This window comes from Nitratireductor pacificus pht-3B (genome assembly GCF_000300335.1).
Lineage (GTDB): Bacteria > Pseudomonadota > Alphaproteobacteria > Rhizobiales > Rhizobiaceae > Nitratireductor > Nitratireductor pacificus.
In genome coordinates, this window is the sequence record NZ_AMRM01000023.1 from 35,565 (window position 1) to 55,000 (window position 19,436).

Here is a 19,436-nt window from a genome sequence, read left to right on the forward strand (position 1 = left end):
CCTCAGGCGGTTGAAAGACTGGGTTGCGGTTCCTGCTGTCGGCTTATGGTAGCATCGAGGAAGTCGCGCATCACCTGCAGGAAGCGCTCCGGTTCCTCGTGAAAGGGCATGTGCGCGCTGGCTTCGAAGACTTCGAGCCGCGCATGCGGCATCGCTTCCTTCATCAGCCGCGCGCAGTTGGGCGTGATCTCGTCATGGCGTCCGACGACGATCAGCGCCGGAACGTCGACCGCGCGCAGTTCGTCGAGCCGCCGCCAGTCCTTCAGATTGCCGATATAGTGAAACTCGTTCGGCCCCTGCATCAGGTTGTAGATATGGCGGTTGGACGTGCTCAGCGAACGCTTCACCGGCTCGGGCCATTCGCGCAGCCGGCAGACGTGGCGGTGATTGAGCAGGGTGATCGCCGCCTGGTACTCGGGATGCTGGAAATCCCCACGCGCCTCATGCGCCGCCATCATGGTCACCGCTTCCGGCCCGAGCGCGGCGCGCAGCCGGTGCAACTCGCCGATCAGGTGCGGGATGTCTGCGCAGGTGTTCTCGAGGATCAGGCTCGCGAGGTTTTCCGGATGCGTCACCGCATATTCGACCGCCAGCCAGCCGCCCCACGAATGTCCGGCCAGATGAACCTTGCCGAGGCCGAGCGCCGTGCGGACCGTCTCCACCTCTTCCACATAGCGCTCGATCGACCAGAGGCTGTCGTCCTCCGGCCTGTCCGACCGACCGGTCCCCAGCTGGTCGAAGCTGACGACCTGCAACCCCTTGCCTGCCAGCGCCGTGTGGCCGGACAGCATGTAGTCGCAGGAGAGCCCCGGCCCGCCATTGAGGCACAGCAGGGTCTCTTCGCCCTCCCCCACAATGTCGCAAACAACCGTATGACCGGAAACGCTGATGGATTTCTGCCGCACGTCAGTATCGCTATGCAATTTCTGTTATCTTAATACGATTGTTATCGGATTTTTGGTTGATGTCAAACATCTTCCGCCCGCGGGGTGCACCGCCTCGACGCACGGTGCACTCCGAGCCCTGGGTTCCGATAAATGGATTGTTCGATTAAGGGGCTTCCCGCCGGCGCCGTGAGTGCGGGGCGGTCATTGTCGCTATCGGCGATGTGGAGGCGGACACAGAGCGTGTCGTGCCGGGCGCGCATCGGCCGGAGAGCCTTGGCGGCGTTCCGGGTGCGACAGCAGGCGCAGCGGGCACACCTTGCGCCAGCCCGACGACGTCAGGCGGGTCGAAGGTGCCGGCATCCGGACCTGTTTCAGGCTAAAGGTGCCCTGGGGCGGTATGCACGGCGGCTGGCGTTTCAGGCGCCCGCCGCCGCCGTCAGCCTATTCCGCCGCTTCGGCGAACGACCCGGGCAGATAGTTGAGGATCGGCCCGAGCCAGCGCTCGACCTCCGCGACGTCCATTGCCTTCCGCGCCGCATAGTCCTCGACCTGATCGCGCTCGACCTTGGCGACCCCGAAATAGTAACTCTCCGGATGCGACAGATAGATGCCGGAAACGGAGGAGCCCGGCCACATCGCCATGCTCTCGGTCAGGCTCACACCGGCCTGCCGCTCGGCGTCGAGCAGGCGGAACAGCGTCACCTTCTCGGTGTGGTCGGGTTGGGCGGGATAGCCCGGCGCCGGACGGATACCCTGGTAGGGCTCGCCGATCAGGTCATCCGGCGTGAAGGTCTCGTCCTGGGCGTAGCCCCAGAACTCCTTGCGAACCCGTTCATGCATCCGCTCCGCGAAGGCTTCGGCGAACCTGTCGGCCAGCGCCTTCACCAGAATGGAATTGTAGTCGTCGTTCGCCCGCTCGAAACGTTCGGCGATCGCCACCTCCTCGATGCCGGCGGTAACCACGAAACCGCCGATCCAGTCCGGCTTGCCGCTGTCGGCCGGCGCAACGAAGTCGGACAGCGCCATGTTGGCCTTGCCGTCGCGCTTCGTCAGCTGCTGCCGCAGGGTGTAGAACGTGGCCAGTTCATCCGACCGCGTCTCGTCCGTGAACAGCCGGATGTCATCGCCGATCGCATTCGCCGGCCAGAAGCCGATCACCCCCTTGGGGACGAACCATTTCTCGTCGATGATCTTCACCAGCATCGCCTGCGCGTCGTCGAAGAGCTGTCGCGCGACCGGCCCCTGTTTCTCGTCATCGAGGATCTTCGGATAGCGGCCTTTCAGTTCCCAGGTCTGGAAGAACGGCGTCCAGTCGATGTAGCGGGCAAGTTCGGCGAGGTCCCAGGTCTCGAATGTCTTCGTACCGACAAAGGACGGACGCGGCGGCGCGTAGTTCGCCCAGTCGATCTTGTGCGCGTTGGCCCGCGCCCGCGCCAGTGGCAGGCGCTGCTTCTCGCGCTCCGAACGCTCATGCGCCTCCGTGACCTTCTTGTACTCGGCATGAAGCGTCTCGACGAAGCCGGGCTTCATCTCGGGCGACAGCAGGTTCCCGACAACGCCGACGGCGCGGCTCGCATCCGTGACATAGACGGCCTGTCCGCGGTCATAGCGGGGGTGTATCTTGACGGCCGTATGAACACGGCTGGTCGTCGCCCCGCCGATCAGAAGAGGAATATCGAACCCCTCGCGCTCCATTTCGGCGGCGACGTGCACCATCTCGTCGAGCGACGGCGTGATCAAACCACTGAGCCCGATGATATCGACATTCTCGGCCTTTGCCGTCTCGAGGATCTTGGTTGCCGGCACCATCACGCCGAGGTCGATGATCTCGTAGTTGTTGCATGCGAGCACGACGCCGACGATGTTCTTGCCGATGTCGTGGACATCGCCCTTGACGGTCGCCATCAGGATCTTGCCGGCACTCCGGCGCTCGGAGCCGCCATTTGCCTCCTTCTCTGCTTCCATGTACGGCAGCAGAACGGCCACGGCCTGCTTCATCACGCGCGCCGACTTGACGACCTGCGGCAGGAACATCTTTCCCGCGCCGAACAGGTCGCCGACAACGTTCATGCCCGCCATCAGCGGCCCTTCGATCACGTGCAGAGGCCGTTCAGCGTTCAGCCGGGCCTCTTCCGTGTCCTGCTCGACAAACTCGGTGATCCCGTTGACCAGCGCATGTTCGAGCCTTTTCTCGACGGGCCATTCGCGCCAGGCGAGGTCCTTCTCCTTGGCTTCCTTACCGCCCTGCCCCTTGAAGCGCTCGGCGATCTCCAGCATGCGCTCGGTCGCGGTCCCGCCCGTCTTGGGAACCCGGTTGAGAACGACATCCTCGCAGGCTTCGCGCAGTTCGGGATCGATGGACTCGTAGACCGCAAGCTGGCCCGCATTGACGATGCCCATGTCCATGCCGCGCTGGATGGCGTGGTACAGGAACACGGCGTGCATCGCCTCGCGAACCGGCTCGTTTCCCCGGAACGAGAACGACAGGTTCGAAACGCCGCCGGAGATGTGGACATGCGGCAGCGTGTCGACGATCTCACCTGTCGCCTCGATGAAGTCGACACCGTAATTGTCGTGTTCCTCGATGCCCGTGGCGACGGCGAACACGTTCGGATCGAAGATGATGTCCTCGGGGGCAAAACCGGCCTTCTCGGTGAGAAGCTTGTAGGCGCGCGTGCAGATCTCGACCTTGCGATCCTTCGTGTCGGCCTGGCCGACTTTGTCGAAGGCCATCACGACGACGGCGGCACCGTACATGCGGCAGAGGCGGGCGTGATGGAGAAAGGCTTCCTCGCCTTCCTTCATCGAGATCGAGTTGACGATCGGCTTCCCCTGCACGCATTTCAGGCCCGCCTCGATGACCTCCCATTTGGAGGAGTCGATCATGACCGGCACCCGGGCAATGTCGGGTTCGGCGGCGATGAGATTGAGATACTCGACCATCGCCCCGGTCGAATCGATCAGGCCCTCGTCCATGTTGATGTCGATGATCTGCGCGCCGTTGGCGACCTGGTCGCGCGCGACGTCGAGCGCAGTGGCATAGTCGCCGGCGGTGATCAGCTTCCTGAACTTGGCCGAGCCGGTGACGTTCGTTCGCTCACCCACGTTCACGAATGGAATGTCGTCCGACAGCGTGAACGGCTCCAGGCCCGAAAGCCGCATCAGGGGTGCCGGCTTCGCCGGCTTGCGCGGCTCGTATTTCGCCACGGCGTCCCGGATCGCCGCGATGTGCTCGGGCGTCGAGCCGCAGCAGCCACCGACGACGTTCACGAGGCCTTCGCGCGCGAAATCCTCGACCTGAGCCGCCATCTGCTCCGGGCTCTCGTCATACTGGCCGAAGGCGTTGGGCAGGCCGGCGTTCGGATAGGCGCAGGTAAAGCTCTCCGACACGGAAGAGAGCTCGGCCAGGTGAGGCCGCATCGCCGCAGCACCCAGCGCACAATTGAGACCGACGGTGAACGGCCGCGCATGACGGACCGAGTGCCAGAACGCCGTCGGCGTCTGGCCCGAGAGCGTCCTTCCCGAAAGATCCGTGATCGTGCCCGAGATCATCACCGGCAGGTGTATCCCCTTCTCGATGAAGATCTCCTCGCAGGCGAAGATCGCCGCCTTGGCGTTCAGCGTGTCGAAGATCGTCTCGATCAGGATGATGTCGGAGCCGCCATCGATCAGTCCGCGCAGCTGCTCGCCATACGCGGTCCGGAGGTCGTCGAAGGTCACCGCCCGGTAGCCGGGATTGTTGACGTCGGGCGAAATGGAGGCGGTACGGTTGGTGGGGCCGAGCGCACCCGCCACAAACCGGCGCTTGCCATCTTCCTGCTCCGCGCGCCGCACCGCGCGCTTGGCCAGCCGCGCGCCATCGCGGTTGAGCTCGTAGACCGTCTCCTCCATGCCGTAGTCGGCCTGCGCGATCGAGGTCGATGAGAAGGTGTTGGTCTCGATGATGTCGGCGCCCGCCATGGCGTAGGCGTAATGGATGTCCTCGATCGCCTTGGGCTGGGTCAGGATCAGGAGATCGTTGTTGCCCTGCTGGTGGCAGGCACAGCCGTCGAAGCGGTCGCCGCGGAAATGATCCTCGTCGAAACCCAGTTGCTGTATCTGGGTGCCCATCGCGCCGTCGAGCACAAGGATGCGCTCGCTTGCCGCGGCCCTCAGCAAGGCGTGGATCTCCGAACCATCTGGCTTGCTGCCGACTGGTCCGAACAATCCGTCAACTGCCGACATGCGACGCTCCCTGTGTGAAAAGTGAATGGAAGATATCACATAAGGACATCTTTATGTCAATATATCCGCGACGAGGCCATCACCCCTCGGTCCGCCCGTCAGGCGAAGTTCGGGCTTCATCGAGAATCCAGTCCCTGAACCTCTTGATGTTCGGCAGCCTGGATGCGCCCTCGCGATAGGCCAGCCAATAGCCGCCAGCCTGTTCGAGGGAGAGGTCGAAGGGAATCCTCAACCTGTCAGACGCGATCTCGTCGGCAAAGAAGCCCGGCGTGACGATCGCCGCGCCGCCTTGCTTCAGCGCCGCCGTCACTTCCGATTGCTGGGTGCCGAGATCGGTCGAAGCGATCCCGGCCATCTCATCGTCGCGGACACCCGCCGCCGGCAGCCACGCCTTCCACCAGTTCAGCCGTCCGAACAGGGGAAGCGCGAGAAGATCGCGCGGCGCCTGCAGGGCATCGTGCATTTCGGGGCCCGTCACCACGGTGTAGAGATTGGGAAACAGGAACTTGGACGTGCACCCCGCCCAGACACCGTTCCCCGAGCGCACCGCGACGTCGAATCCCCCCATCCGCAGATCGGCTGAATCCGTCGAGCTGTTGAGTTCGATCCGATAGCCCGGATAGGTCTTCTGGAACCGGCCCAGGCGGGGAACGAGCCAGTTGGACGCGACCGTGGGAAGGGCAGTTATCCTGAGGCGCTGCGCACCCTGCCTGGACGCCAGCGCGCAGGCGGAGCGCATGGTCGCCAGCGCGGTCGAAAGCGATGCGGCCAGCTCCTCGCCGACGGGCGTCAGATGGATGTGCCGACCCGCCCTTCGAAACAGCGTGACATTGAGAAACGTCTCCAGCTTCTTGACCTGATAGCTGACCGCCGCCTGCGTCATGGCAAGCTCCTCGGCAGCCTTGGTGAAGCTGTTCAGCCTCGCCGTCGCTTCGAAGGCCCGCAGCGCGGGAAGTGGGAGATGCGCGTTCTCTTGCATAAAGACAGCTTATACCAAGGCGCGAACTTCCGCATCCAGGAATACGCTCGGCTCCGGTAGAAAAGAGCAAGGCGGAACCGTGCTTACGGTATGGCCGCAGAAGAACGAGGAGCCATGACGCAGCTTGCATCGTTGACAGGCTTTTCGGTCACGCCTGCGGTGGCCACGCCCCGCTCCATGACAAGCAAGCTGGTGTCGCGGACCATGCTGCATGGCCGCGAGGGCGTCGTCGGCCTCTGCGCGGGGCTGATCCTGCACGGCCTGAACCGCTGCACCCCGCGATGATGGCGGCCGCGCGGGCGCCGTTCTCTTCACCTCATGATGAAGGTTTTTCCCAATGGTTGATCGACAGGACTTCAACTCGGCAGGCCCGGCTTGTTTCGCGGCCCGCAAATTCCCGGACCAAAGCAGCAATCGCGGCGGACGGCCGGGCGTCGATGCGTTCCTCACCGTCTGCGACCGCCTGAACGCGAACTGGCTGGAGCGCTCGCCGGAAGGCATGACCGAACTGGGTCTCGATACCGGCGGCAACAACCGGGCCCGGCATGAGCTGGATGACCGCTCCGCCGAAGCCTATGGCGATTTCCTCCGGTCGACCAGGGACCTGTGTCGGCAGGCGGCCGCAATCGACCGGCGGGAACTGACGGGCGCCTTCACGGCCTATCGCAGCGTCGTCGTCGACCATGTTCTGGCCGCCGCCGATGGCGCCCTGCATTTCGGCTTCGGAACGACGGGCGAGGCAGCGCCCTTCATGCTCAACCAGCTCTCGATGGTGCAGCCCTATGTCGTCGGAACGCTGAACGGCGCCTATCAGGGCGTACCGGACTTTCTCATCAACAAGCACCCCCTGGCAGACGCCGCCGACGCGGAAGCCTATCTGGACAGGGTTCGCTCCCTCCCGGGCGTACTCAACGCCGAAACGCGCCGGCTCCGCATCGACGCCATGGAGAAGGGCGTTGTTCCCCCGAACTGCCTTCTTGATCCGGCCATCGCGCGGCTGGACGAACTGATCCGCCAGCCCGCCGGCGAGACGGCCCTTGTCAGGCATCTCCGAGGTGGATGCGAAAGACTGCGATTGCCGGAAGGCATCACGGAGGCCACGACCCGCATTCTGGATAGCGAGGTCAAACCGGCGCTGGCCCGGCAGATGGAGGAGCTGAGGAGGCTCAACCCCGGCGATTCGCAAAGCCCGGGCGTTGCCCGGCTGCGCGACGGCGGGGACTACTATGCCTGGTGCCTGCGCATATCCGCATCGGCATCTCGATCCGCCGAGGAAATCCACGCCATCGGCCTTGATCAGGTGGCGGACATCGCGGCCCAGGCCGATGCGGCATTGAGGAAGCAGGGTTACGCGCAGGGAACGGTGGGCGAGCGCCTGTCCCGTCTCGCCGACGAGCCGCGCTTCAGCTTTCCTGACGACCACGACGGCAAGGAGGCGATCCTGGCGACGTTCCGTTCGGTCACGATGGAAGCGGCCCGCAAGCTGCCGCTGGTGTTCGGACGCCTGCCGCCGACCGCGCTGAGCATCGAGCCCGTACCGCCGGAACTCGAAGCGGATGCGCCACGGGGATATTATCAGCGGGCGGATCTGTTCGGCGCGCGGCAGGCGACCTATTTCGCGAACCTGCGGACGACGAAGGACTGGTCGAAGTTCTACCTGCCCACCTTCGCGTTCCACGAGGGCATGCCGGGCCATCATCTGCAGTTCGCGCTGGCGATGAATGCGCCCGACCTGCCGGAGATCTGCCGCTTCGTTCAAATGGCCGGGTTCAGCGAGGGCTGGGCGCTCTATGCCGAGCAACTGGCCGACGAACTGGGGCTTTACGACGATGATCCCTGGGGCCGCATCGGCTATCTGCAGTCCTCGCTGCTGCGCGCCGCGCGCCTCGTTGTCGACACCGGCCTTCACCACTACGGATGGCTGGTCGAGAAATGCGTCGACTATCTGGTGACGACGGTCGGCGAGACTCCCGGCCGGAGCCGCTCGGAGGTTCTGCGATACGTGTCCTGGCCCGGCAACGCCTGCAGCTACAAGCTCGGGCATCTCGCCTGGACGGAGATGCGGAAGGACGTTCAAGGCGTGCTCGCGGCGGGGTTCGATCCGAAGGGCTTTCACGACGAGGCCTTGAGATACGGCGCCATGCCGCTCGACCAGATGCGCTCGTCCATGCAGGACTGGGCGCGCGACCGGGCAGCGGCGATGATCTGACCCACCGCCCTGATCGTCGCGAGATTGGATCTCTGTTTTCAGTCGGGTTCAGCCGCCAGAAAACACCGACAACCGCGCGCTGCAAGTTTCCGTCTGGAGATACAGTGCTACGGCTTGCGTTGGTTCCTTGCCACGAGAATCTGCGGCTGACGACAGCCTAGAATCGTGCGGTTACGGTGCCTTGGACGTTCCAATCGCCGGCTTTCGTCTTGCCGGCATCGCCGAGAGCGACACCGGCGAAGACGCTGGCCGTGAAGGTGTCGGCAATGGTGTAGTCGAAACCTGCCCCGAGCCCGCCGAGGGTCGTACTGCGCTCCGTCGTGTGATCGCGTCCGAACGCGACATCGGCGAAGAGATAGGGTGAGAGACTGTCCTGCATGGGTTGAAGCCAGGCAGCCGCAGCCCGGTTTCCGAACAGTGAGAAACTCGGCAGGCGCAGCTCGTTGCGCCAGATCATGCCGCTGTCGACGCTGACGTCGTCGTAATTGTAACCGCGCACGGCATAGCGCCCTCCGAGCGAAACCCGCTCCGTATCCGGCAGCGCTTCGCCGGAAAGGGTTCCCGAGATCGAAGAAATCCAGGAAAGCCGGGCCGGTAGCGGCGTCGCGCGGGTGACGTCCATGGCGACATAGGCGTAGCTGAGATCATCGATGCGGCCATTGGAGAATGACAGCCAGCTGGCCGCGTCGTTGCCGTGCAGCACGCCGCCCGGATTGGCCTTTATCCGAACGTCCACGGCGGTCCGTCCCCAGCGGTCCTCGAAACTGCCGCTCCAGCCCAGGACGAGCTGGAAGAGCTCGGCACTGCCTTCCGCGACCGGCACGCCAAGGAAGAACGTCCTCCGTTCGAGGCGCTTGAACTCGACGCCGCCATAGACGTCGCCCCAATAGCGTCCCGGCAGGATGTTCGAGATCGCCGAGCGATAGATGACGGGGAGTTCGAAAGTGGTGTTCTCGATGGCGAAGAAGCGGTTCGGCCGTTCGCTCGTGGCAACCAGGGCCGGCGCGATTTCCAGGCTTTGCCGGGCAAGGGTCGGGATCGTGATCCTGCCGGCATGGCTGATATAGTCCGAATACTCTCCCTTCCGGGGGATGACGATCCCCGGATCGCTCCAGATATCGTCGCTCGCCGTCATCTGGTAGGAGATCCACGGACCACCCGGCAGAGGCAGGCGGGCGGAGCCTCCAGCGAAGTAGCGGTCCCGGCCGGTCTCTCCCGAGCCCGAATTCGACCAGCCCGCGAAGACATTCCAGGGCCGCTGCGCCCTGAGCGTGACATCGAGATCGCTGAGCGCGGCCTCCTCGCCAGGGCGAAAAACGCCTTCGGCGCGCCGATAGGGGGAGCGGTTCAGCCAGTCGAGATCCTCTTCCAGCGCCCGCGCATCGATCCTCTCTCCCGGGTCTGCTCGCAATCCGTTCCTGATGCTCTCCGCTTCGCCCGGTGCAACGCCGCCGACCTTCACCTTGCCGGTGCGGAACTCGATGACCCGGACCTGCAGCACGCCACTGGTGATCTCCTGCGGCGGCAAGGTGACGGAGACGAACGGATAGCCGGCATCCCTGTAGGCGCGGGCGATCGCCGCCTGGATCCGGCCCGCGAGCGCCAGTGTCAACGGCTCGCCGATGAACGGGCGCAAGGCGTCCTCGGCCGCCTGCCGATCGATGATCCCGACCCGACCCCCCACACCTTCGGGCGGCGCGGCGGCAACCGTGTCATTCTCCCCGATCAGAAAAACGCCGGCGAGATCGACGCCAAGCGGTGTCGTGTCCGTCGCACCGAATTCCTGCGCGTCCACGCCTAGGGTCACCGGCTCGCCCGGCGCAATCCGAGGCAGGTTGCGCTCGATGGCGGATTGCGCCAGCGCTGCAGGATGACCAAGCAGGATGCCCGCGCTCAGCGCGGCGGGCAGCGTCAGATGCCGGCGGCTCAGGAGTCTTGGCGCCATGATCATTCCACCGCAGCGCTGAGCCATGCGCCATAAGACCGATTGCAGGGATGAACGGCCACCGGACCGTTCTCGCGAACGATCACCGGCTCGCAGGTGTCGGTTGTTCCATCGTCTGCTTCGACAGGCAGTGGTGGTGAGGCTTCATGTATCTGCGGCCGGGCATCGGGTGTCGGCACGTCTGGCTCGGCGAGGATGGTCAGGACACCGCCGAGATAGGTCAGGTCGTAGTTGGCCGACAAGGCCAGCGAGCCCTGATCGATGTCGTATCCGCCGGCCGGCGAATTCACGCCCGCCGCCGTCGACAGGCCACCGCTCGGTTGATCGCCATTCACGAGCGATCCGGAAATGATGGTGTAGGTCAGATCGGGATTGGCCTCGTCAATGGCACGTTGCAGGTCATCCGCCCGCACCGTCACCGCGCGTCTGGTGATCGTCACGTCCGCACCGGTGAAGGCGATCTGGTAGTTGCCGCCGGCCGAAAGCGAGCCTCGCGTGATCCCATAGCTGCCGACATTGCTGACGGAGGTCGCATCGCTGGCCAGCGCTCCGGTGAGCACGGACGCATCGTCGCCGCCGACCAGTCCGCCATAGGTATAGCCAAGGGCCGGCACGCCGTCGCCGTAGGTCATGCTCGCCGCGTTTGCCGCGACCCACAGGGTCGCCGGCGTGATGTCGGCGCTGGAGGTGGCGGTCGGCGCCAGCGTGTAATTGCCCGCATCCGCACCCGTCAGGCCGAGGCCGGAGACGGTGACCGTCTTGCCCGTACCGACATTCTTGTCCGCGAAGGCAAAACTGCCGCTGCCGGACACGCCCACCACATCGCCGCCGATGAGACCGGAGAGGCTTCCCAGACTGCCGGTTGCGGCGGTGGTGCCGTCATAGACCTTGCTGTCGGCGTTGACCGAAACGGTGAGCGCCTTCGGTGTGATCGCGAGAGAGCCTGAGGCAAGCGTCAAGTCGTAGCCAAACTGGCTTGAATACAGGCCAGCCAGCGTCAGATCGCCGCCGCTATAGGTGCCCACATCCGCATCAGCGGACAGGTAGCCGGCAGTGCCGAAGATCAGGGTGCTGTCATAGGGCGAGCCATAGACGAGCGTGCCGACATCCGAACCTGCAACGCTGCCGTCATAGATCTTGGCGCCATCGCCGCCCGTAACGGTCAGGCCGGTCATGAAGCTGCGCAGCAGCGGCGCCGTATAGCCCTCATAGATGCGCCATGTCGCGCCCGTGCCGCCCTGCCCGTCGACATCGAAGCCGTGGTCGACAAAGGTCGAAAGCTGCTTCATCTCCGCGCTGGTGACGCCATCGACATTGGAGACGGTGCCGACGCCGAGATCGCCGACGGCCACCGACTGCCCGCTTGCCTCGCGGTCCCAGACACTGTCCGTGAGATTGAAATAAACGTATGCGCTCTGACCGACCAGGCCGCCCGACAAGGCCCCATCCACCAGGCCCGAGGCGTATGAGGTGCTGACGCTGGCCCGTCTGCTCCAGCCGATGAGCCCGCCGGCGATGCCGGAGCCACCCGACGCAACGGTGCTGCCCGATGCGTAGGAATCGGAGACATGAAGCCCGTCCGCCCAGCCGACCAATCCGCCCGCGATGCCGGAGTCGCCGGACGCGGTCGTGCTGCCCGACGTGAAAGAGTTGGAGATTCCGACATTGCCGCTCGCAAAGCCAACCAGCCCGCCTACCCTGGTATTGCTGTCGGTCCCGAGGACCGATCCGGAAAACCAGGAGTCCGAAATCGAGAAATTGCTATCAAGGCGGCCGACGAGACCGCCCACGTTGCTGTCGTCACCCACCGAAGTGACTGTTGCCGACGCCCAGGAATTCGTGATGCTGCCGTCATCATATGTATAACCGATCAGTCCGCCTACGCGTTGGCCGGAAACGGTTCCGGTAAAGCTTGAGTCCGTGAGGTTCAGGCCCGCTTCCACATAGCCGAACAGGCCACCGGCCTCGGAGTTCGCACCACCGGAAACATCGACGTCGGCGCGAGTATTCGTGGCCGTCCTGGACTCTGCGCTGGAATAGTATCCCCCGACCCCGCCGACCCTGTAGGAGGAGCCGCCTGACACCGTGCCACTGACGTAGATATTGGCCAGGGTCAAGGTACCGGCATAGCTCTGCGAATGTCCAAACAGGATGCCTGCCTCATAGTTGCCGGCTGCAACAACATGAGCGTTGGTGAGAGACAGGTCCTTGATTTCAACCGATACGGCGCTGCCGGATTCGAGTTGGTTGTCCCAAGTACCAATGAGGCCGGCGTTGTCATTGGGTTTGTAAACGTATAGCCCGTCGATGGTATGTCCGCCGCCGTCGAGAGAGCCGGCGAGAAAGACAGGAGCGAACCCCGCGCCACCGTTCCATTCGGATGTGCCCGTGGCATCGATGTCGGCGACGAGCTGGTAGCTGCGGCCGTTATTGCTGGATGGTTGGTTCCCGAGAGTATCCAGTCCCGTGATCCCCTGCAGGCCGTAGACATCGAAAAGCTGATAAGGGTCCGCGACGGAACCATCGCCACCCTGCGCCCTCACAAAGCTTGCGTTGTAGTGGTTCGTCCTGAAATCAAGCGCCTCGAAGGACGGCAGGCTCGCCCCGACCTGATACCAGTAGCCCTTCGGGAGATTGAAGGTGCCGACATCGACCGTGCCGTCGGAGCCGGTGCTGATCGTACCGACGTCGTCGCTTCCGCCCGTGCCATTGGCACGCAGCGTCAAGCCGCCATTCTTGCCGTCGATCGCGCCGTTGAGCGCGATATCGTCGTCGGAGTTCAGCGTCAGCGTGCCGGTGCCATTCCAGGCGACGCCGCTGTTGAGCAGGATCGAGCCGGCATTGGTTGTCTTCAGCGTCCGGTCGGCGTCGATGGTGAAGGTGCCGCCGCTGGTCAGCGACAGGAGCCCGCCCGCGGTCAGGTCCTGATCGAGCGTGTAGGAGGATGCGGCGTTGACATAAACGCCCTCGCCGCTCGCGGTGAGCTGGGTCGCGCTGGTGTCGATGAAATCGATATCCGTGTCGGTATAAGAGCCGATCGCCGTATCCAGCTTGGCGATGGTCGCCGACAGCGCCGTTTCGCCGGTCAGCAGGTTGAGGGACGAGCCGTAAATATCAAGCCCGGTCACACCTGTTGCAGAAACAGTGTCCTTGAAGGCCGCCGCCTGTGTGCTTTCGCCGTCCAGATAGGCGAGCGCACCGGAGGCGTTGACGGAGCCGGAGGGGGCCAGGATGTAATAATAGCCATTCGCGCCGGTGGTGGCCGATCCAAGCAGCGAACCGCCGGAAATCGCGCTGATATTCGCGCCGGACCAGGCCGTACTGCCCGCATCGGAATAGACCTTGCCGGAAATCGCCTCAGGCGCTGTTGCATATTCCCAGTTGAAATAGGGATAGAGCCCGCTGCCCGTTCCCCAAATGCCGCTATCCAGGGTGACGCCGCCCAGGGCCAAATCGCCCTGCATTTCCGACGTCGTCAGGCCGTTCGTATTGGTCACCGTCGGCGTATAGAAACCCGAATCGCCAATCGCCTCACTTTGCCCGGTCGTGTCCGTGTCCCAGGTCGAGTCGGTTATGGATGCGGTGTTATCAGCGGCTTGGCCGACCAACGCACCCACCTCTCCTTCGGCCTCCACCAGCCCGGTCACAAAGGCGTTCTCAATGATCGTATTTCTGTTAGCACGACCCACAAGACCGCCCGCAGACGCACCATTGGTGCCGAGCACCTGCCCGGCGAAATAGGAATTGCTGATCGTGATGTCTTGGGCTTCGCCGACCAGTCCGCCGGCCTCTCTGAAGGCGCCATCAGCGATGACTGTCGCCGTCGAATAGGAGTTTTCGATCCTGTTGTTGTTGTCGTCGACAGTTCCCACCAGTCCGCCGACGTTCCCTCCGCTAATGGTCCCTTTTGAGCTGGAATTCGATATGGTCAGACCTTCTCTCATGATGCTGACCAGGCCGCCGGTGGCGCCGCCCAAGTCGCTGCTATTGACGGAAACATCGGCATGCACATTGGTCATGATCGACCGGTCAATGTTGCCGTGATACCTGGCCACTACGCCTGCACCCCAGCTATTCGCCTGGACGGTGCCACTGACGGCCACATTCGACATGTTGTGTGCGTGAGCATTCCCACCACCGGTATCGCCAACCAGGATCGCCACCTGGCTGCCCCCAGTGACGGCCGCATTGGTGATTGTGATATCCTTGATTTCCAGGGCTCGTCCGGAGGTGAAATAGTTGTCTTCCCAGTAGCTTACGAGGGCAACATTGCTTTGGGACGGTCGATTGATATGGAGCCCGTCAATCCCATGTCCGTTTCCATCCAGGCTTCCGCGCAGACTGACAGGCGCGAAACCGGCGCCACCATTCCAGGACGACGTCACTGATGCGTCGATGTCGTTGGCGAGTTCATAGTAAAGACTGACGTCGCCAGACCTGCGGCCGCGCCAGTCATTGGTGGTGATCCCTTGCAAGCCATAGACGTCAAACAGCGCATAGGGATCGGTGTAGGTACCATCTCCGCCCAAGGTGCGGATGAAGGTGCCGAATCTAACATCCATACCATTCGCGGAAAAATCTGGCAGGCCGGCACCGACCTGCTCCCAAACACCCCGGTTGAGCGCAAAATTGCCGACATCGACCGCACCGCCAGCGCCCGTTGAGATCGTGCCGACCGCGTCCGTGCTGCTGTTACCATAAGCCAGTAGGGACAGGCCGCCATTCTGACCGGCAATCGCGGCATTGATTGCGATGTTGTTATAGGCGTTGAGAGTCAGCGTATTGGCGCTGGTCCAGGCTATGCCTGAATTGATGATGATATCGCCGTCGCCCGGACTCTGGTTGCCCGGTCCGCTCGCTGTGGTGTTTGTGGTCTTGAGCGTCACATTGGTGCTGGCCAGATTGGTCGAGATCGTCGTGGCGGCCGCCGCATCGACCGTCAGATTGATGGGATCGACCAGCCAGTCGCCCGTCGTGCCGCCCGCGGCTGAGGTGTCGATCGAGACGCCTGTGAAATCGACGGTCTTCTTGCCCGAAGTCTCGATGAAGCCACCCGTCCCGCCTGCGCCGCCCCGCGCGCTGAGCGCGCCGGAGGCGGATGTATCCTGTTCGGCGAAGATCATGATCTCGCCGCCCTTGACGCCATCGCTTTCGGCCGAAGCGTCCAGTGTGCCGGTGACCTCGATGTTGCCCCCAGTGAGGGTAATCGTCCCGCCTTCGCGCGCCGGCCGCGGCGTCGGAATGGGCACGTTCACCGCCGCCTTGCGGGCCTTCAGCCGGCCGCTGGCCTTGACCTTGCCCGTCGCTCCGGCAGTCAGGAAGATGCGCCCCCCGGAACTGGTCGCGCCGGTCGCCTTGATGACGCCGTCGGTGTTGCCGGCCAGCGCGTAGACGTTGCCGCCATTGGCGCGGATCTCGGCGTTGGCGGCCGCGATGGTGCCGGAGTTCACGGCTTCCGTGTCGGGGCCGCCGAGCGCCACCGACAAGAGCCCGTCCGCGTCGGCGCGGTCCTTCATCAGCACCTCGTAGCCGGCGGCGAGCCCGGCGGTACCGTTCGGCGCTTCCAAGGTGCCGCTGTTCTCGACCCGGCGGGCGATCAGGGCGATGTCGCCCTGCGCGGAGCGGATGATGCCCGCATTCTTCACCTCCGCCGTGCTGGCGCCGGAGAAGGTCATATCCCCGCCATCGAGGAAATCAGCGTCCGTGACGTCGTGCGTGGAGGCGGCAAACGAGCCGCCGGTGGCGACCATGCCGCCGCTGCCGACCACCACGCCCGCCGGATTGACGAGAAACACGCTGCCGGTCGCGGTCAGGCTACCGTCAATCTGGCTCGACACGTTTCCGGTGACGCGGTTGAGCGTGGCGCCATTGCCGTTGTCGAAATGAACGCGGTTGCCGGACCCGACGGAAAAGCCGTTCCAGCTGATGATGCCGGCCTCGCTCGTTTGCCGGATGTCCATCCGTGAGCCGGTTCCCGAGATCGTGCCGCTGCCGGCGGTGAACGCTCCACCGGAAGGCAGGGCTTCACCGGCCAACGCGGTGGTGGGAACAAGCGCCGTGGTCAGAAGGAGGGAGGCGGTGAACGCGCGCGCAGCGCGCGCCGGGCGGCGAAGCAGGGGCCGCCCGGCCCCGAAGCCGCCCAGGTTCGAAATCCCTTTTGCCATCCCTCACCCACTCCCAAATGTTTCGCCGACAAAGCGCATGCCGAGCGGCTCCAGCCTAAATACAGAGGGCGACCTGAGGGATTCCACCTACCAATTCTGATCAATTCTGACTGAATCTGACATTTGCTGCGCATCCTGGAAGATAATTTCGGGAAAATCTTCCCGGAGGGAAGCAATGCGGCCGGTGTGGCTTGCACTGGCGTTGCGCATGGGCAATCAGTCTTGGATGCTCGACCTCAAGACGCTGCTGCTGCTAGAATTCTGCACGACGAGCCTGCAGGCCGTCGCCTGGCTGCTCGTGTGGCGGTCATGGCGACATCTCTATCAGCTCAAGGTCATCGCAGCCGGCTTCGTCGCCATAGCGCTCGGCCTGCTGCTGTTGTTGCAGCGGGGCCCCGATCCCTCCCTGTTCCGCATCGTGCTCGACAACATGATGATCAAGATCGGGCTGGTGCTCCTCGCCGACGGGATGGCCCGTTTTCTCGGCCAGCCGAGCTATCTCAGGATCGGCACGGTTTTCCTTGCCGCGCACTTCGTCGTCTGGTCGCTGGCCGTCGCCTTCTTTCCGGCCGACCTCGCGCTTCGCATCCACGCCTCGACGGTCTTCACCATCGTGATGATGGGACTGATGATCCGGACGCTCTATCTGGACCGGACCCAGCCGGGCTTTCTCCGCTGGATCACCATCGTCCTTCTGGCGGAGTACATGGGCGCCAGCCTTCTCCAGAGCGCCCTTGTCTATCTGTATCCCGCGACGGTGAAGAACGGCCCGGTCCTGAGCAACATCAACGCCTGGTACTTCTTCCAAGGGCACCTGTTCATCACCGGTTTCTTCATCTGCCTGCTGTTCATGGTCGGGATGCGGCTCTCCATGGACCTGAGGGACCGCAACTCCGCGCTCGCGCGCGAGGTCGCGGAACGCAGACGCCTCGAGGACGAACTGTCCGCCAGCCTCGAATCCGAGAAATCGGCACGCCAGGAGCAGAGGCAGCTCGTCCGTATGGTGAGCCACGAGTTCCGCACCCCGCTGGCGGCGATCCGCTATGCCAGCGGCATGCTCGAAGTGATGCTCGAGCCGCCGCGGGAGGCTGTCGCAAAGCGGCTTCGCGGCATCGACGAGGCCGTCTCGCGCATGACGAAGCTGATCGACCGCTTCTTCGCCGAGGAACGCCAGGTCGATGGCGTGCTCGAAGTCGAGGAAGTCGATATCCCCCGGCTTGCCCGCCAGGTGCAGCACCATTTCGAGCAGGTGGGATTGGGCAGCCGGCTTCGCTTCACCCATGTCGAAGAAGTGCCGGACTATTGGGCCGACGTCGAGATGCTCCGGACGGTGGTGGTCAATCTCGTCGACAACGCCCTGAAATACTCGCCGAACGACGCACCGGTGGAGATTGCGCTCCTTGTCCGCAACCGGCTGCTGACGATCGAGGTTTCCGACCGTGGGATCGGCATACCGGCCGACGAGCACAGCCATCTCGGTCGCCGCTTCTTCCGCGCCTCGAATGCCCGGGCGGCCTCGGGAAGCGGTCTCGGCCTTCACAACTGCCTGCAATTGCTGGGTTACCACGAAGGGTCCCTGAACCTCAGTCACCGCGAAGGCGGAGGAACGGTCGCGACCGTGCGCCTGCCGCTTCCGGGCCTGCTTCCGCGAAACCCCGAGAAGACCGAGGAGGACGCGCTGGCATGAGCCACATTCTCATCGTCGAGGACGAGGATTCGCTGCGCACGGATCTCATCGATTACATGGGCCTGCATGGCTACGAGACGACCGGAGTGGCTTCTGCCGATGAACTTGAGACGGCGCTGGAAACGATACCGCAACCGCACGTGGTCATCCTCGACATCTCGTTGCCCGACGGCAACGGCTTCGAACTGGCTCCGAAGATCCGGCAGCGGTTCGATTGCGGGATCATCATGCTCACCGCGCATGGAGATGCGGAGAGCCGGGTGCGCGGCTTCGACAGCGGCGCGGACATCTACCTGGTCAAGCACACGAGCCTGCGGGAGATCCTGGCGGCGATCCAGAGCCTGATGCGCCGGCTGCCGATCCACGGCGAACACTGGAACGCTGCCTCCGAATGGGTGCTGGACGACGCCGCCTGGAGGCTGGTGCCGCCCGATGGCGCGAGCATCAAGCTGACCTCGACGGAGCGTGCCTTTCTCGCCGCGCTGATCGAGAACTCCGGCACCCCCTGTTCGCGCGAGGACCTGGCACGGCTCCTGTCGAACCGGCAGACCCAGTTCGACAACCGGCATCTGGACGCCGTTGTAAGCAGGCTGAGACGCAAGATCCAAGATCACACGGCCGCCGAGCAGCCCATCAAATCAGTCTATGGTGTAGGCTATTCGTTCAGCGCCGCCGGCAGAATCGGCAACACGCGGTCCGGGTGAATGCCGGGACTTCCTGCGGCATGGGCAGGGCCGCTCGCGGAAACGTGCAGGGCGGCTCTGCCACCCGGAGCGCAGCCGAGCGCTTGCAAGGCTGGGGAGCAGGTTACCCGCGTTGCTTCTTCATCAAAAAAACAACCCCGCCAACCGTGTGGTCTAGCGGGGTTTTCTGTTCAGATTGGTTGCGGGGGCAGGATTTGAACCTGCGACCTTCAGGTTATGAGCCTGACGAGCTACCGGGCTGCTCCACCCCGCGTCACCAGATGGGAAAACCCCACCGAGAAGCTGATCCTAACGACAAAAGGCCGCCAATGCGGCCTCAACCGCCGGTAACGGCGGAACCTTTGAAGAGAAAACATGCGTTTGGCAGACCTGGCAGCGACCTACTCTCCCGCGTCTTAAGACGAAGTACCATCGGCGCTGGGGCGTTTCACGGCCGTGTTCGGAAAGGGAACGGGTGCAGCCACCCCGCGATAACCACCAGGTCGGCAAAGCGCATGTTTGTTCGAGAAGCTGGCTGCTGCGCCACAATGGGCACGAGCAATGAGAATGATCAAGCCGATCGAGCTATTAGTACCGGTAAGCTCCATGCGTTGCCGCACTTCCACACCCGGCCTATCAACGTGGTCGTCTTCCACGA

The 19,436-nt window shown here is 63.8% G+C and carries 9 protein-coding genes, 1 tRNA gene and 2 rRNA genes (1 of these 12 only partly in view); 4 read left to right on the forward strand and 8 right to left on the reverse strand.

Annotated features, from left to right (window positions below; genetic code table 11):
* Positions 1-2: 2 nt before the first annotated feature.
* The 3 genes from NA2_RS17855 to NA2_RS17865 form a co-directional block, all read right to left on the reverse strand.
* Complete coding sequence (locus NA2_RS17855; protein ID WP_008598496.1) at positions 3-905, reverse strand: proline iminopeptidase-family hydrolase; 903 nt, start codon at positions 903-905, stop codon at positions 3-5.
* Between the two features lie 423 nt (positions 906-1,328).
* Complete coding sequence (metH, locus tag NA2_RS17860; RefSeq protein ID WP_040678450.1) at positions 1,329-5,111, reverse strand: methionine synthase; 3,783 nt, start codon at positions 5,109-5,111, stop codon at positions 1,329-1,331.
* Positions 5,112-5,190: 79 nt separating this feature from the next.
* Entirely contained in the window at positions 5,191-6,090 is a 900-nt protein-coding gene (locus tag NA2_RS17865) for a LysR substrate-binding domain-containing protein (RefSeq protein WP_008598498.1), read from the reverse strand.
* 114 nt (positions 6,091-6,204) lie between these two features.
* Between NA2_RS17865 and NA2_RS22040 the strand changes: the two genes are divergently transcribed.
* Both NA2_RS22040 and NA2_RS17870 read left to right on the forward strand, forming a co-directional pair.
* Positions 6,205-6,375 carry a hypothetical protein gene (locus NA2_RS22040; protein ID WP_157188294.1) on the forward strand — a complete coding sequence of 57 codons (171 nt, stop codon included), beginning with the start codon at positions 6,205-6,207 and terminating at the stop codon, positions 6,373-6,375.
* A gap of 52 nt (positions 6,376-6,427) precedes the next feature.
* Entirely contained in the window at positions 6,428-8,299 is a 1,872-nt protein-coding gene (locus tag NA2_RS17870; protein WP_008598499.1) for a DUF885 domain-containing protein, read from the forward strand.
* 157 nt (positions 8,300-8,456) lie between these two features.
* Here NA2_RS17870 and NA2_RS17875 read toward each other — a convergent pair whose 3' ends face one another.
* Positions 8,457-10,244: a ShlB/FhaC/HecB family hemolysin secretion/activation protein gene (locus NA2_RS17875; RefSeq protein WP_244423674.1), complete on the reverse strand. Its 1,788-nt coding sequence runs from the start codon at positions 10,242-10,244 to the stop codon at positions 8,457-8,459.
* A gap of 2 nt (positions 10,245-10,246) precedes the next feature.
* Positions 10,247-16,408: an MBG domain-containing protein gene (locus NA2_RS17880; RefSeq protein ID WP_008598501.1), complete on the reverse strand. Its 6,162-nt coding sequence runs from the start codon at positions 16,406-16,408 to the stop codon at positions 10,247-10,249.
* 208 nt (positions 16,409-16,616) lie between these two features.
* Between NA2_RS17880 and NA2_RS17885 the strand changes: the two genes are divergently transcribed.
* Both NA2_RS17885 and NA2_RS17890 read left to right on the forward strand, forming a co-directional pair.
* Entirely contained in the window at positions 16,617-18,095 is a 1,479-nt protein-coding gene (locus NA2_RS17885; protein ID WP_244423675.1) for a sensor histidine kinase, read from the forward strand.
* On the forward strand, positions 18,092-18,799 hold the full coding sequence (locus NA2_RS17890) for a response regulator transcription factor (RefSeq protein ID WP_008598503.1): 708 nt from the start codon (positions 18,092-18,094) through the stop codon (positions 18,797-18,799). The genes NA2_RS17885 and NA2_RS17890 overlap by 4 nt, the downstream gene beginning before the upstream one ends.
* 176 nt (positions 18,800-18,975) lie before the next feature.
* Here NA2_RS17890 and NA2_RS17895 read toward each other — a convergent pair.
* The 3 genes from NA2_RS17895 to NA2_RS17905 all read right to left on the reverse strand — a co-directional run.
* Positions 18,976-19,052, reverse strand: a tRNA-Met gene (locus NA2_RS17895).
* A gap of 114 nt (positions 19,053-19,166) precedes the next feature.
* A 5S ribosomal RNA gene (gene rrf, locus NA2_RS17900) occupies positions 19,167-19,281 on the reverse strand.
* A 64-nt stretch (positions 19,282-19,345) separates the two neighbouring features.
* A 23S ribosomal RNA gene (locus NA2_RS17905) occupies positions 19,346-19,436 on the reverse strand; it runs 2,716 nt beyond the window's last position.

Bases quoted from the DNA above. Each gene is read 5' to 3' on its own strand.
- metH (WP_040678450.1), bottom strand. From the start codon at position 5,111: ATGTCGGCAGTTGACGGATTGTTCGGACCAGTCGGCAGCAAGCCAGAT.
- NA2_RS17865 (WP_008598498.1), bottom strand. From the start codon at position 6,090: ATGCAAGAGAACGCGCATCTCCCACTTCCCGCGCTGCGGGCCTTCGAA.
- NA2_RS22040 (WP_157188294.1), top strand. From the start codon at position 6,205: ATGACGCAGCTTGCATCGTTGACAGGCTTTTCGGTCACGCCTGCGGTG.
- NA2_RS17870 (WP_008598499.1), top strand. From the start codon at position 6,428: ATGGTTGATCGACAGGACTTCAACTCGGCAGGCCCGGCTTGTTTCGCG.
- NA2_RS17875 (WP_244423674.1), bottom strand. From the start codon at position 10,244: ATGGCGCCAAGACTCCTGAGCCGCCGGCATCTGACGCTGCCCGCCGCG.
- NA2_RS17880 (WP_008598501.1), bottom strand. From the start codon at position 16,408: ATGGCAAAAGGGATTTCGAACCTGGGCGGCTTCGGGGCCGGGCGGCCC.
- NA2_RS17885 (WP_244423675.1), top strand. From the start codon at position 16,617: ATGGGCAATCAGTCTTGGATGCTCGACCTCAAGACGCTGCTGCTGCTA.
- NA2_RS17890 (WP_008598503.1), top strand. From the start codon at position 18,092: ATGAGCCACATTCTCATCGTCGAGGACGAGGATTCGCTGCGCACGGAT.